The following is a 16,109-nucleotide window of genomic DNA, read 5'->3' on the forward strand; positions in this document are numbered from 1 at the left end:
CTTATTCTTTCTAAGAAATTATCAATGATATGATATTTCTCATATTTTTATTTATATAAAAGTATACTTATAGAAAAATTCTGCTATCCTGTAGTTACCTGTAATATCTTTTTAGGAAGAAATACAATCGATAAACTTTTTTCTAATATTTTTTAACTAAAAGATTTGGAGTCATGAGAAACTTTAAAACGCTTAAGCTTTTAACAAAAAAATCCCCGAGCTTACGCTCGGGGATTTCATATACAATCAGTCAGTGACTGCTTATTTCACTTCTTCGAAATCTGCATCCTGTACATCTTCTGCACCACCTGCATTTCCTTGATTTTGAGCTCCTGCATCTGCACCTTGAGCCTGTTGACCTGCTGCATACAATTCTTCTGAAGCTGCCATCCAAGCTGCATCCAAAGCTTCCGTTTTAGCTTTTACATCGTCTCCGTTTTTCGCTTCGAAAGCTGTTTTCAATTCTGCATGAGCAGATTCGATTGCTGCTTTTTTGTCAGCAGATAATTTATCACCGAACTCTTTCAATTGCTTTTCAGTCTGGAAGATCAATCCGTCAGCTTTGTTGAAGATTTCAACTTCTTCTTTTCTTTTTGCATCCGCTGCAGAGTTTTCCTGAGCTTCTTTTTTCATTCTTTCGATTTCTTCGTCAGAAAGTCCTGAAGAAGCCTGAATTTTGATCGTCTGCTCTTTTCCTGTTCCTTTATCTTTAGCAGAAACATTTAAGATACCGTTTGCGTCAATGTCAAAAGTTACTTCAATTTGAGGAACTCCTCTTGGCGCCGGTGGAATATCCGTAAGGTCAAATCTACCGATTTCTTTGTTATCATTAAACATTGGTCTTTCTCCTTGTCCAACTCTGATGCTTACAGCCGGTTGGTTGTCAGAAGCTGTTGAGAAAACTTCAGATTTTTTAGTTGGAATCGTTGTATTTGCTTCGATTAATTTAGTAAATACAGAACCCATTGTTTCGATACCTAAAGAAAGTGGCGTAACGTCAAGAAGTAAAACATCCTTTACATCACCTGTCAATACACCTCCCTGAATAGCTGCACCAATTGCTACAACCTCATCCGGATTTACTCCTTTAGATGGCTTCTTACCAAAGAATTTTTCTACTTCTTCCTGAATGATTGGGATTCTTGTAGATCCACCTACCAAGATTACTTCGTCGATATCAGAAGTTGACAAACCTGCATCTTTTAATGCTTTTGCAACAGGATCCATTGATCTTTTCACTAAGTCTGCAGCCAATTGCTCGAATTTAGCTTTCGTCAAAGTTTTCACTAAGTGTTTAGGACCTGTAGCTGTAGCTGTAATATATGGAAGGTTGATTTCAGTTTGTGGAGAAGAAGATAATTCGATTTTTGCTTTTTCAGCAGCTTCTTTCAATCTTTGTAATGCGATTGCATCAGATTTTAATTCTACACCTTCTTCAGCTTTAAATTCATCCGCCATCCAGTTGATAATTACATCATCAAAGTCATCACCTCCCAAATGCGTATCTCCGTTTGTAGACAATACTTCAAATACACCGTCTCCCAAATCCAGGATAGAAATATCGAAAGTACCACCACCAAGGTCATATACAGCGATTTTTTGGTCTTTATGGCTCTTATCCAAACCGTAAGCTAAAGCTGCTGCAGTTGGTTCGTTGATAATTCTTTCTACGATAAGACCGGCAATTTCACCTGCTTCTTTTGTAGCTTGTCTTTGTGCATCGTTGAAGTACGCAGGAACGGTAATTACCGCTCTCGTCACTTCCTGGCCAAGATAATCTTCAGCTGTTTTCTTCATTTTCTGAAGCGTCATTGCTGAAATCTCTTGTGGAGTATATTCTCTGTCGTCGATTTTTACTTTTACGGTATCATTTGGTCCCGCCACTACTTCATAAGGAACTCTCGAAATCTCTTTTGCATCTTCTTTAAAATGTGTACCAATAAATCTTTTGATAGAGTATACGGTTTTCTTTGGATTCGTTACAGCCTGTCTTTTTGCAGGATCTCCTACTTTTCTTTCGCCATCTTCTGTAAACGCTACAATAGAAGGAGTCGTTCTTTTTCCTTCAGCATTAGGAATTACAACAGGGTCTTTACCCTCCATTACAGCAACACAAGAGTTGGTTGTACCTAAATCTATTCCGATTATTTTACTCATAATATTTTATATTTTTTCTAATTTTTAAATTTGATTTTATAAACTCAATTTCTCAATATTTGTACCATTGAAAAAATTGCGACAAATTGTCACATACTTTTATATCATTATAATAAACGTGCTTTAAAGCATCAATTCTAGAAAAAATTAATTAAAGTTTAATTTAGAAATGTTCCTTACAATCTAATGAATTAGTATTTTTGAGAAATTTTATACACAAATATGTCATTACATTTTAATCCCAGAGATATTACATGGTTGGCTTTCAATGAAAGAGTTTTACAGGAAGCAATGGATGAAAATGTACCGCTGCATCTTAGAATCAGGTTTTTAGGGATTTTTTCAAATAATCTTGATGAGTTTTTCAGGGTGCGCGTTGCAGGACTAAAACGTGCCATGGATTTTAAAGAAAAAGTAATTGCCGAATCTTTTTACCAGCCGCCTTCGAAAATTCTGCAGAGAATAAATGACATCGTGATCAAGCAGCAGCTAGACTTTGACAAAACCTGGAAAAAAATTCAGGTTGAAATGGCAGAGCAGAAAGTTTCGATTAAAACTTCAAAAAATCTGACTGCAAAGCAAAAAGAATTTGTGCGAGAATATTTTGATGAAATTGTAGAATCAAATGTCATTCCTATTCTTCTTCACGAAAACACACCAATGCCTTATCTGCGCGATAAAAGCTTGTATCTTGGTGTTGCGATGCGAAAAAAAGACTGGCAATACCATAGCAATTATGCCATTATTGAAATCCCTTCCCGTTTTGTGGGCCGATTTGTTCTGTTGCCGACAGAAGATCCTGAAGAAAAAAATGTCATGCTTCTGGAAGACGTCATTACGTTCAACCTTCCGCATATTTTCTCTTATTTCGGATATGATGAGTTTTCTGCCAATGCCTTTAAAGTAACGAAAGATGCAGAAATGGATATTGACAATGACATCAGAACCAATTTTGCCGAAAAAATAGAAAAAGGACTGAAAAACAGACGAAAAGGAAAACCTACACGTTTTGTTTTTGATAAAGATATGGACAAAGCTTTGCTTGAGCTTCTTATCCGAAAATTAAATTTAAGCAAAAAAGACAGTATTATTCCGGGAGGAAAAATTCATAATTTTAAACATTTTATGGATTTCCCGGACGTGTTTGAATCTTATGCAAAACCTGCCGAAAGAACTTCTTTCACACATCCAGCTTTTGAAAATGGTGAAAGAGTGACCGATGTCATCCTGAAAAACGATGTTTTATTAAGCTTTCCGTATCATACTTATACACCCGTGATTGACCTTCTGCGTGAGGCTGCAATGGATCCTGATGTGAAGTCGATTCAGATCACTGCATATCGTTTGGCAAGCAATTCAAAGATTATTAATGCCTTGATTTATGCTGCCAGAAATGGAAAAGATGTGACCGTAATGCTTGAGCTTCAGGCAAGATTCGATGAAGAATCCAACTTGAAGTGGAAAGAAATGCTTGAGCCTGAAGGAATTACCGTTTTAGTCGGAATCCCGGATAAGAAAGTTCACGCCAAGCTTTGCGTCATTAAAAAAAGGGTTCACAACAAAACCGTACAATATGGCTTTGTAAGCACAGGAAATTTCAACGAAAAAACAGCCAAAATCTACGGCGATCATTTGATAATGACATCCGACCGCGGTATCATGGCAGACATTAATAAAGTTTTCAGTGTCATAAAAAAGCATAAGGAAGATTATTTACCTGTTTTAAAAACCTGCAAAAATCTTTTGGTTTGTCCGCAATTCATGCGTGAAAAAATAATGCATCATATTGATAAGGAAATTGAAGAGGCAAAAGCAGGGCGAAAAGCTGAAATGATCATTAAAGCAAATTCTGTAAGCGACCGCGATCTGATCACAAAAATGTATGAAGCAGCAAAAGCCGGAGTTGTCGTAAGAATGATCGTAAGAGGAATCTATTGCGCAATCAACCAAAAAGAATTTAAACAAAAAATAAAAGCAATAAGCATTGTCGACGAATATCTGGAGCACGCAAGAGTCATGTATTTTTACAATAAAGGCGCAGAAGATCTGTATATTTCTTCCGCAGACTGGATGACGCGAAATTTGGATTACCGGATTGAGGCCGCCGCCAAGATCACCGACAAAAATTTGAAAAAAGAACTGAAAGATATTCTTGATATTCAGCTTAGAGACAATGTAAAGTCCAGAATTTTAGATAAAAAGCTGAGCAACGAATACATCAGAAATGAAGAAAAGGACTGTCGCTCGCAAATAGAAACCTATAAATATCTGAAAGCCAAAACTTCAAAAAAATAGCGAACCCATCAATATTTAAAAAGTAAGAAAAACAATTTATTTTTGTAAATTCCACTTTTAAAAACAAATATTTTCAATAAAATAACTGAAATAAAATAGTATCTAAAAAATGATCATTGCAGCGATAGATATAGGAAGTAATGCGGCCAGACTTTTAATAAACGAAGTAAAAATAAAAAACAATCAACCTGAATTTATTAAACTTAATCTTCTGAGAATCCCTTTACGATTGGGAATGGATGTTTTCACTTTAGGAAAAATCGGCGAAGAAAGAGAAAAAATGGTGCTGGACGCGATGAAGATATTCAGCGATCTGATGAAGATTTATAAGGTTGAGCATTACAAAGCTTGCGCCACAAGCGCCATGCGTGACGCTGCGAATGGAAAACACATCATTGAAGAAGTGAAAAAAACTTCAGATATTGATATTGAAATTATTTCCGGTGACGAAGAAGCTTCTTTAGTCTTCGAAAACCATGTCGCAGAAGGCCTGGACAAAGATTTCGCTTACCTGTATGTAGATGTTGGCGGTGGCTCCACCGAGCTTACTTTCTATGAAAATGACAAGATGGTTTACGAAAAATCTTTCAATATCGGGACAATACGCCTGCTCAACAATCTCGTAACAGAAGATAACTGGAAAGAGATGAAAGAAGAAATAAAGACAAATATTATCAGCAAAAAGCCTGTTGTAGCCATTGGTTCCGGCGGAAATATCAACAAAATATTTTCGATGAGCAAAACCAAAGACGGACAGCCTATGTCGTCGGCTTATCTTAAAAAAGCTTACAAAGAGTTTGATAATCTCAGCGTCGAGGAAACAATGACAAAATACGGCTTCCGAGAAGACCGTGCCGATGTTTTGGTGCATGCCCTGAAAATCTATAATTTCGTGATGACTTGGGCGAATATTAATAAAATATTTGTTCCGAAAATCTCCGTTGCTGATGGTTTGATCCATAATATTTACAGCAATTTGGAGCATAAAGAATCATAATCACAAGCCGGCTGCATCTTTAGCCGGCTTTTATTTGGAGCTATTTCCCGCCACAATTTCCATCACAAAAAAGGATGTCGTTGCAATCCGGGCTATGAAATCGTAAAAGACAATACGGATTATTAAAAATTTGTTAAAGTTTAATTAAAGCTGCCAGGAAGATTAATCTTCATTTTTGCATAATCTAAAACTAAGTAAAAATGAAGAACAAATACCTTTTCAGAGGTTTGTTGCCTATCGCAGTTTTGTTTCAGAGTTCTGTTTATTCGCAGTCACTGGTTCATTACTGGAATTTTAATAATAATGCCAGCATTGCGTCTATCACAACTCCGTCATCAACATTACTGAACGGTTCTCTTGCCGCAATTGCCGGCGGAACCAGCGTAATAGATCCGGTAGGAGGAGTAAATCAGAATTTTAATGTTGAAAACTTAAATACCAGAAATGGTGATCCTTCAGGGACGCATTTAAGATTCAACAATCCTATCGGCGGAGCATTGCAGTTTTCTTTGCCAACGACAGGTTACAACAATGTAATGGTAAAATTCACAACAAGAAGATCCGGATCAGGAGCGGGAACGCAGACTTGGTCGTACTCTTTGGACGGAACTACTTTCACACAATATCAAACCGTTGCTCCGCAGGAGGCCAATCCGCAATTGATTACTTTCGACTTTTCGGCGGTTGCAGGAGTATCCGATAATCCGAATTTCAAATTAAAAGTTGAATTTTCTACAGGATCCGGCGGAAATGTCGGGAACAACCGTTTCGACAACTTTACCGTTGATGCCACTTCAATCGGAGGTGTAGATACTACTCCGCCGGCAATCACCTATTTGCCTGCGAATAATGTAAACAACGCTTCCACAACTGTAAATCCTACAATTTCGTTCAATGAGAATGTAAGATTGATTGACAATACAGCAATAACCAACGCAAATGCTCAAAACCTTGTAGAACTTCGTCTTGGGAATTCAACAGGAGCTTTGGTTCCATTTGCGGCTACTTTCAGCAATAATCAGATCACGGTAATCCCAACCGGAGGATTGATTCCGAACCAGGCCTATTATTTAGCTTTAAAGCCAAATATGATTGAAGACACAAGCGATAATGCATTGGCAACGGCTACTTCTTCAACATTTACTACTGCAGGAACCAGCATCTCTTTAGATAAAAATTTCATAAAAGTAAATGAAAATACAGGAAGCTTAGCATTTAAAATCAATGTGAATAATCCTGCAAACGCTACGGTAAATCTTGTGGTAAAAGCAGCACCTTTCAGCACGGCAAACAGCAGCGATTTTACTTTAACGAATCAGACGATCAACATTACGCCATCTACAACAAGCTATACGGTGAATATTCCGATTATTGACGATACTTTGGAAGAGCAGCAGGCAGAATACTTTGTCTTAAGCTTAGAAAATCCGGTTGGTGCAACAATATCAGGTGACAATTCTTCTACGATTTATATTGTTGATAATGACAAACCGGCTCCGGTGCCATCCAATCAGATTCAATTAAATTACATCGGTAGCTTTGATCCTTCAGGCACCAACAACAGCTCTACAGAAATTGTTGTTCATGATCCGACGAGTCAGAGACTTTTCACAATAAGTTCTTTAACGGATGTTTTTGATATTATCAATTTCAGCAATCCAAATACGCCAACTGTCATCAGCACAGTCAATATGACGCCTTACGGAGGAATCACAAGCATCGCCGTAAAAAACGGGATCATTGCTGTTTCTTCGCCAAACTCGACCAATGCACAACAAAATGGTTCTGTGGTTTTCTTCGACATCAACGGAAACTTCCTGAAGCAGGTTTCTGTAGGAGTTTTACCGGATATGATCACATTCAGTCCGGACGGAACTAAAGTAATGACGGCGAATGAAGGTGAGCCGAATGACGATTATACGGTAGACCCTGAAGGCTCGATCAGCATTATAGATATTTCAGGAGGAATTTCGGGATTGGCACAATCTAATGTCACAACACTTTCATTCACACAATTCAACGGACAGGAAGCTACATTAGCAGCATCGGGCGTAAGAAAAGTGAAATCGACAAGTACTTTGGCTCAGGATCTTGAACCAGAATATATTGCAATAAGCGCAGACAGCCAGAAAGCATGGGTTTCATGCCAGGAAAACAATGCAGTTATTGAGGTTAATTTAGCAACAAAAGCCATCACCAGTATTTGGGGATTGGGCAAGAAAGATATGAGCTTACCAGGGAACGGTTTTGATGCTTCCGACAACAACGGAGAGGTTTTAATCGCCAACTGGCCTGTGAAAGCGTATTACCTTCCGGATGCAATGCAGTCTTACAAAGTGGGATCTACAAATTATATTGTAACGGCGAATGAAGGTGACGAAAAAGATCTTAACGGTTTTAGTGAAAGAACGACCGTGGGAGCAAATGGCTATGCTTTGGATCCTAGTGTTTATCCAAATGCTTCTGTTTTAAAAGCTTCGCACAACTTAGGAAGATTCAGAGTGACGAATGTGAACGGAAATACAGACGGTGATGCTGAGTTTGAAGAAATTCATGCTTTGGGAGCACGCTCTTTCTCGATCTTTAATGCAGATACAAAGCAAATCGTTTATGACAGCGGAGATAAGTTTGAAAGATATATCGCAGCCAATCATCCATTGATCTTTAATGCAGATAACGAAGAAAACGGAGCCAAAAGTCGCAGCCGTGCAAAAGGTCCGGAGCCGGAAGGTGTAACGTTGGGTACGATCAACGGGCAGACTTTTGCTTTCATCACTTTAGAAAGAACAGGAGGCGTAATGGTTTATAACATCACTGATCCGAACAACGTTACTTTTACAGATTACAAACATTCTAGAATGACTTCTGCATTTGGTGGTGACAATGGACCGGAAGGCATCACTTATATCGAGCCGCAAAATACAACAACAGGAAAAGGATATGTAATCGTGGCCAACGAAATCAGCGGAACATTGTCAATGTATGAAGTTGCAGCCTCACCGACTTTGTCCACAGGAGAAGTAAAAACTGAAAAAGCAACATTCAACATCTTTCCGAACCCTGTGAAGCAAGGAAACACTTTGTATTTCAACAGAGCGCAAGGATATGAATTGTATGATATGTCTGGGAAATTACTTGGAAAAGAGAAAAATGCCTTGACAATCGATACTTCAAAATTGTCAACAGGAGTTTATTTAGTTAAAACCTCTGAAGGTCTTGTAAAAAGAGTGATTGTAAAGTAAATTTATGATATTTTGATTTTAATGTAGCCTCGGATTTTCCGGGGCTTTTTTTGTGGAAACAAATTTCGTGGTGAGAACAGTCTTCTAAAGGTTTAAAGTAAATTACCTTTTGTACATTATGAACCTGTCTGTCAAATAATTCTTGTATTGCATTGTTATTAATCGCAAAGTTCGCAAGGTTCTGTATCATTAACATGCATTTATTAAGACAAACAAAGGCATTTCATTTAAGAAGGAAAAACTAAAAACATGAAAATTTACAAGAAATGATCTCAATGTATGAAGATATCGTCTTTATCAGCCGATGTGGTTATTTAACCATCATATTCGGTTTCGAATATAAACGTTTCGGTTATTTACCCTTCCGATTCGGTTCTTTATATAAAATTTCCGGTTGTTTACCTAAATGATTCCGTTCCAGACGCAAACGATTCGGTTCCAGACCGAAAATTTGTGGTTCGGAACGTATATTTTCCGGTGCACAACCGAAACGACCGCCTAAATAACCGAAACGATGCGATAAAAAACCGTAATGATTCGGTTCAGAACCGTAATAATTCGTTTGCGAACGTAAATGATTAGCTTACCAACCGAAAAATTTGTAATACTAAATGTATATTTTCAAATAGTAACGGAACAAATTGCATCGTTGTACAATTGATTCGTTTTTAGAACCATAAAATTGTTTAGGCTAAAAAGAAAAATTCCGCCGAAAGCTTTGCTTTCGGCGGAATTTAATGATATCAATCAAGAAAATTAAGACACCGGAATATTCTCGGGAAATTCGTTGTCATCAGGTTTTTCATTTTCCTTTTTTTCAATGATTTTTACAAGCTTTTTCTGCACGTCTTCAGGCTTACCTTTTAGATAATCGGGCAGATTCAATCCTGCCATATTAAACAAGTCATTCAAAGGCGGCACAGACTTCATCATCCCTGAAACGAAATTGGCGGTAGAAGTACTTCCGTCCTGATTATTCCCTCCGTCCCAAACGGTAATTTTATCAATTTTAATATTTTTAACGGCTTCAACCTGCGTTCTAACCAATTCCGGAAGCTTTTCGATCAACAATAACTGGAACGCGCTATTTGTGTCTCCACCAGCAGCCTTCACGATTTGGTCGTAACCCTGAGCCTGTTTCGTCAAGATTTCATATAAACCTTTTGCTTCGGCATCCATTTTGGCGAAAATAGCGTCTGCTTCACCTTTTGCCTGCAACCTGATTTTTTCAGCTTCAGCCTGTGCATCGATGATTGCTTTTTGTTTGGCAATTTCTGCAGGAACTACAATATTTGCAAGCTGCGTAGAACGTTCTCTTTCCGCTCTTGCAGTTTCTGCTTTTTGCTCGGCAACGTAAGATTCTTCCAAAGATCTTGCAGACTGTACTTTTTCAGCGGCAGTTGCAATTCTTAATGCTTCGGCTTCTTTTTCTCTTCTTTCTGCATCTGAATTGGCGATCGTGATTTTGGCTTCGTTTTCTCCTTTTACAGCGATAGAGTTGGCTAATGAAGTGGCAATTCTGGCTTCTTTTGCGGCTTCAGCTTTTCCGATTGCTTCGTCTTTTCCGGCTGCTGCAATACTTACTTCTCTGTCTTTTTGGGTAATCGCTATTTTTACGTCACGATCTCTCTGCGTTTCTGCAATCTGAGTATCTTTTTCTCTGTCGGCAATCGCTTTACCGGTCTCCCCAATTTTAGTTTGTTCGGCAACGCTGATGATTGCCTCATTGATTGCTTTCGCAGCAGCTTCTTTTCCTAAAGCTTCAATATAACCGGATTCGTCTCTGATGTCGGTAACGTTTACGTTGATGAGCTTTAAACCAATTTTCTTTAGTTCGGTATCAACGTTTTTAGAAATATTATCTAAGAATTTGTCTCTGTCTGTATTGATTTCCTCAATGGTCATGGTTGCGATTACCAAACGAAGCTGTCCGAACAAGATGTCTTTAGAAAGCTCCTGAATCTGCTCCTGTGTAAGCCCCAACAAACGTTCTGCAGCATTCCCCATCGTATCGGGCTCTGTAGAAATCGCAATCGTAAAACGACAAGGCACATCTACACGGATATTCTGTCTGGATAAAGCATTGGTGAGATTGGCCTCAATAGAAATAGGCTTTAAATCTAAATACGCATAATCCTGAATGACAGGCCATACAAAAGCACCACCACCGTGAATACATTTTGCCGAGCTTCCGCCCGTTTTACCGTAAATGACTAAGATTTTATCTGAAGGACATCTTTTGTAACGCGAAATAAGCGCCAGAAATGTGATGAATAAGACAAATACAATTACAACGATTAGAATAAGACTTCCTGGTATTGCCATAAATAATGTATAAAGATTTATAATAAATTAGATTTTTGAAACGATAAGTGTTTTATCACTGATATAAATAACCCTCACAGCGTAACCTGAAGGAAGGCTTTCCTCAGATTCTGTCATGGCGTGAAGCTCGTGATTGGTTCCGTTTACCGAAATTAAAATTTTGCCCTTCCCTTCCAGGTTTGCAGGAATCGGAATATAAACTTCACCGGTTTTTCCTATTAAATCATTAATTTTAAAAGTATTGTCTTCCGTCAGTTTCATGATTTGAGCAATCAGGATAAAGAATAAAATAACAAAACCTAAACCTATCAAAATTGAAATAATAATCAATAAAGCTTTACTTCCAATAGAATTGTAAAAAGCAACACCGCTCCATCCAAAACCTAAAAGAAAGTTGATCATATTCCGCAAAGAAAAAAGCTGAAAAGGAGAATCTGCGTGCATGTCGCCATCAGAATCCATATCCAAACCATCCGAATCTCCGCCTATAAACGTTAAAACTGTCTGAATTAAAAAGACCAAACTTGCAGCTAATGCAATATACCAGAAACCCTGATGAAACGGCGGTAAATTTTCTAAAAATTCAAACATAAGTGAGTGTTTTCACAAATATAGTTAAAACTTTCATAATTTATCGTATAAAACAACAAAAAAGACAGACTCAAAAAGCCTGCCTTGAAAAAAATATCTTTTTCTTTTTTACTCTACACTTACTACCTTTTCAATTTCAGGAGCGTGTTGCTTGATGGTATTTTCTACGCCTAATTTCAGGGTCGAAAAATTCAGAGAGCAGTCGGAGCAGTTCCCTAAAAGTTTTACAAAAACTGTACTTTCTTTCACATCAATAAGCTCGATATCTCCGCCGTCTTTATTAAGAAACGGGCGAATGCTTTCCAAAGCTTCCATTACTTTAGTTACAGTTTCTTCGTGTTTAATATTTGTCTCCATATTTGGGTTTGGTTTTCAAAAATGTATTTGAAATAAAAATTTATTTATTTTTTGGTGAGCAACCGGCCATTGTAGTGATTTTCACTGCTTCGGTCGGAGGAAGAAATTTGTTTCTTTCAACCAGGCTTTCCACCATTTTTCTGGCAGTTTCCGTATAAATTCCTGCAATTTTAGAATCTTTCTGTAACGCCGCAGGTCTTCCCACATCTCCCGCTTCTCTTATACTTTGAATTAAAGGAATTTCTCCTAAAACTGGGATTCCAAGATCTTCAGCCAAATATTGCGCTCCCTGATTTCCAAAAATATAATATTTATTTTCAGGCAATTCTTCAGGTGTAAAATACGCCATATTTTCTATCAATCCAAGTACCGGAATATTAATACTTTCCATTTGGAACATCGCGATACCTTTTCTTACATCTGCCAAAGCGACGTGTTGAGGTGTGCTTACAATTACTGCACCAGTCACAGGAACTTCCTGAATGATCGATAAATGAATATCACCCGTTCCCGGAGGAAGGTCGATCAATAAAAAGTCCAATTCTCCCCAATGTGCATCTCGGATCATCTGATTCAATGCTTTTGAAGCCATCGGGCCTCTCCAGACAACGGCTTGGTTTGCTCCTGAAAAATATCCTATTGAAAGCATTTTCACGCCGTAATTTTCGATAGGTTTCATTAAGCTTTTTCCGTTAACATCTACAGAAATCGGCTTTTGACCTTCCGTATCAAACATTGTCGGAACAGACGGTCCGTAAATATCGGCATCCAATATACCAACTTTAAAGCCCATTTTCGCTAAAGTTACCGCAAGATTGGCAGCAACGGTAGACTTACCAACACCTCCTTTTCCGGATGCGATGGCAATAATATTTTGGATTCCCGGGATTTGTTTTCCTTTGATCTGGCTTTGCTGAATTTCGCTTGGCTCAGGTGAAACTATTTTAAGTTTTAAATTGATTTCTTCTCCAAATTCGCTTGCAAAAGCCTGCTTCATTGCTGCTTCAAGCTTCTTTTTTTCGTGCATTGCAGGCGAATGAGCGGTCATATCGATATATACATCATGACCCATCACCTGAAAGTTATTCACCAAGTCATCTACTTCTATTTCTTTAAGGAAACTTTGTACCTTTTCTTTAGTCAACATAAAAATATAAATTGTCTACAAATTTACGGAATTTTTAGCTATTTAGAATCAATAAACTCTCTGATAGATAAATTCTTTTGTGATACCAAATTTTATAGTATTTTAGGCGAATTGTAATTTTTAAACATGAAAAAAATAATTTTTGTTCTTTTAGGAATCATAGCTCATAATTTATTTTCACAAAATTATTCGCAATATGTAAATCCTTTCATCGGAACAGGAGGCCACGGTCACACTTTTCCGGGAGCAATCGTTCCGTTTGGGATGGTACAATTGTCTCCGGACACAAGAATTGACGGAAGTTGGGACGGATGCAGCGGCTACCATTATTCAGATTCTGTAATTTACGGGTTTTCTCACACGCATCTGAACGGAACGGGGGTTTCGGATTACGGAGATATTATGCTGATGCCAACCATGGGAAATCCTAGCTTGGATAATAAAGATTATTCTTCAAAATTCTCTCATAAAAACGAGAAAGCGACTGCAGGCTTTTATTCCGTAAAATTAGATAAAAATAATATTGATGTAAAATTAACAACGACAAAAAGAGTCGGTTATCACGAATATCAATTCAACACAGCCGGAAACGCAAATATTATTTTAGATTTAAATCACAGAGATAAATTGCTTGAAGGTGAAGTAAGAATCATCGACAGCAAAACGATCGAAGTTTTCCGAAGAAGTGAAGCTTGGGCAACCAATCAATATATTTATGCAAGAATTGAATTTTCAAAACCAATGAAACTTTCGAAAGAATATTTAAATGGTGAAAAAATTGAAGGCATTAGTGAAGGCAAAAAGAAAATTTCATTCAATGGAAATAAACTAGCTTTAGCCTTTTCAACTCAGGTTAAAAAAGGTGAAAAAATTCTTGTAAAAGTTGCCATTTCACCAACCGGTTATAAAGGTGCAGCCAAAAACATGCTGGCCGAAGGAAATTCAAATGATTTTGAAACCATAAAAAAACAAGCCGAAACCGACTGGAACAAAGAGCTTTCAAAAATTGAAGTAAAGTCCGACGACAAAGATAAGTTGACGGTTTTTTATACCGCAATGTATCATGTTTTCACGCAGCCCAATATCAATATGGATGTTGACGGAAAATACAGAGGTCGCGACAATAAATTTTACATGGCCAAAGATTTTGATTATTACACGGTTTTCTCGCTTTGGGACACTTTCAGAGGAGCACATCCTTTGATGGCTTTAATTGACAAAAAAAGAACGGCAGATTTTATCAATACTTTCATTAAACAATATGAACAAGGCGGAAAGCTTCCGGTTTGGGAATTTGCTTCTAATGAAACTGAATGTATGATCGGTTATCATTCGGTTTCTGTAATTGCTGATGCGATGGCTAAAGGAATTACAGGTTTTGATTATGAAAAAGCTTTTGAAGCTTCTAAAAACTCTGCAATGCTTGATATTTTTGGATTAAATGCTTACAAACAAAACAATTACATCAGCATTGATGATGAGCACGAAAGTGTTTCAAAAACATTGGAATACGCTTATGATGACTGGTGTATTGCTCAAATGGCTAAAATTTTAGGTAAAAAAGATGATTATCAATATTTCATGAAACGTTCGCAAAACTGGAAAAATCTTTATAATCCTAAAAACGGCTTTATGCAGGCAAGAAAGAATGGAAACTGGTATGAACCTTTCGACCCGAGAGAAGTGAATAATAATTACACGGAAGGAAACTCGTGGCATTATTCATACTTTGTTCCGCAAGATATTCCGGGATTAATTCAAGCGCATGGCGGAAAAGAAAAATTTGAACAGTTTATTGATGCCATTTTCTCCGCTCCGGATTCTACAACAGGAAGAGAACAGGTGGATATTACAGGATTGATCGGTCAATATGCACAAGGAAACGAGCCAAGTCATCACATTGCTTATTTGTATAATTTTGTTGATAAACCTCAAAAAACGGAAGAAAAAATTAAATTTATTCTTGACAATTTTTATAAAAATTCTCCAGACGGACTGATCGGTAACGAAGATTGCGGACAAATGAGCGCATGGTTTATTTTGAGCTCGATGGGAATTTATTCCGTAACTCCCGGAAAACCTGAATGGGAAACCGTAACGCCTTATTTTGATGAAATTAAACTGCATCTTGAAGACGGAACGACAAAAATCATTACTAAAAACACTCCTAAATCCGAATTAAGAACGCTTGGTTTTGAAAATGTAAAAACTGCAAAAGATTTTAAATATTCCGAACAAACCGCTTCTCCGGTAATTGCTGCAGATCGTCTTTTTGATTTTACAACAAAGGTAGAAATCATGCCTTTAAACGAAAAAGACAAAGTGTATTACATGACAATGGATGAAGATGATAAAAACGTAAGAAAAACATTTAAAGCTTATAAAGAACCTTTTATAATCAGTAAAACCACACAGGTTTCGACTTATGCAGAAAGGAATGGTGAAAAAAGTGGAATTACCACGGCGACATTCAACAGAAGACCAAATCATTGGGATATTGCCATTAATTCTAATGTAAATCCGCAATATACAGCCGGAAGTAAATTTGCAGTAATTGACGGAATCAACGGCGATACCAACTGGCGAAAAGGCGAATGGCAAGGCTATCAAGGGCAAACCTTTGAAGCAATTATTGATTTTAAATCACCTCAACAGATCAATTATATTTCATCAACCTATCTTCAGGACAGCAGAGCGTGGATTTTGATGCCTAAAAAAGTGGAATATTATGCTTCAATGGATGGTAAAACATACATTTTAATGAAAACTTTAGAAAATAATATTGATCCAAAAGATACCACCGTTCAGGTGAAAGATTTCTCGACAGAAATTCTGCCTACCGAAGCTCGTTATTTAAAAGTAAAAGCTTATCATTTTGGTAAGCTTCCGGATTGGCATCAAGGTACTGGCGGCGATGCTTATATTTTTGTGGATGAGATTTCTGTGAAATAAGTTTGACTTTTTTTAAATAAATAAACCTCTTTCGACTGGAAGAGGT

The 16,109-nt window shown here is 37.3% G+C and carries 9 protein-coding genes; 4 read left to right on the plus strand and 5 right to left on the minus strand.

The window, feature by feature from the left end:
• Positions 1 to 261: 261 nt before the first annotated feature.
• Positions 262 to 2,157: a molecular chaperone DnaK gene (gene dnaK / locus AC6CHK_RS14440; protein ID WP_498097309.1), complete on the minus strand. Its 1,896-nt coding sequence runs from the start codon at positions 2,155 to 2,157 to the stop codon at positions 262 to 264.
• A 222-nt stretch (positions 2,158 to 2,379) separates the two neighbouring features.
• On the opposite strand from dnaK, the gene ppk1 reads away from it, so the two are divergent.
• From ppk1 to AC6CHK_RS14455, 3 genes are all read left to right on the plus strand, one after another.
• A complete protein-coding gene (ppk1, locus tag AC6CHK_RS14445) occupies positions 2,380 to 4,452 on the plus strand; it encodes a polyphosphate kinase 1 (RefSeq protein WP_498097310.1) in 2,073 nt (690 codons plus the stop codon).
• 109 nt (positions 4,453 to 4,561) lie between these two features.
• Positions 4,562 to 5,449: a Ppx/GppA phosphatase family protein gene (locus AC6CHK_RS14450; RefSeq protein ID WP_498097311.1), complete on the plus strand. Its 888-nt coding sequence runs from the start codon at positions 4,562 to 4,564 to the stop codon at positions 5,447 to 5,449.
• Between the two features lie 200 nt (positions 5,450 to 5,649).
• On the plus strand, positions 5,650 to 8,691 hold the full coding sequence (locus AC6CHK_RS14455) for a choice-of-anchor I family protein (RefSeq protein WP_498097312.1): 3,042 nt from the start codon (positions 5,650 to 5,652) through the stop codon (positions 8,689 to 8,691).
• Between the two features lie 756 nt (positions 8,692 to 9,447).
• Here the strand turns inward: AC6CHK_RS14455 and AC6CHK_RS14460 are convergent.
• The 4 genes from AC6CHK_RS14460 to AC6CHK_RS14475 all read right to left on the minus strand — a co-directional run bounded on the left by AC6CHK_RS14460 (position 9,448) and on the right by AC6CHK_RS14475 (position 13,111).
• Positions 9,448 to 11,016, minus strand: a complete 1,569-nt coding sequence (locus tag AC6CHK_RS14460; RefSeq protein ID WP_498097313.1) for a flotillin family protein — start codon at positions 11,014 to 11,016, stop codon at positions 9,448 to 9,450.
• A 27-nt stretch (positions 11,017 to 11,043) separates the two neighbouring features.
• A complete protein-coding gene (locus AC6CHK_RS14465; protein ID WP_498097314.1) occupies positions 11,044 to 11,607 on the minus strand; it encodes an NfeD family protein in 564 nt (187 codons plus the stop codon).
• A 108-nt stretch (positions 11,608 to 11,715) separates the two neighbouring features.
• Complete coding sequence (locus AC6CHK_RS14470; protein ID WP_498097315.1) at positions 11,716 to 11,964, minus strand: NifU family protein; 249 nt, start codon at positions 11,962 to 11,964, stop codon at positions 11,716 to 11,718.
• A 40-nt stretch (positions 11,965 to 12,004) separates the two neighbouring features.
• Positions 12,005 to 13,111 carry an Mrp/NBP35 family ATP-binding protein gene (locus AC6CHK_RS14475; RefSeq protein ID WP_498097316.1) on the minus strand — a complete coding sequence of 369 codons (1,107 nt, stop codon included), beginning with the start codon at positions 13,109 to 13,111 and terminating at the stop codon, positions 12,005 to 12,007.
• 126 nt (positions 13,112 to 13,237) lie between these two features.
• Here AC6CHK_RS14475 and AC6CHK_RS14480 point away from each other — a divergent pair, with 126 nt between their 5' ends.
• Positions 13,238 to 16,063 (plus strand): GH92 family glycosyl hydrolase, encoded by a 2,826-nt coding sequence (locus AC6CHK_RS14480; RefSeq protein ID WP_498097317.1) that lies wholly within the window; start codon positions 13,238 to 13,240, stop codon positions 16,061 to 16,063.
• The last annotated feature ends 46 nt before the right edge of the window (positions 16,064 to 16,109 follow it).

It is taken from the genome of Chryseobacterium sp. GQ58 (assembly GCF_059758895.1).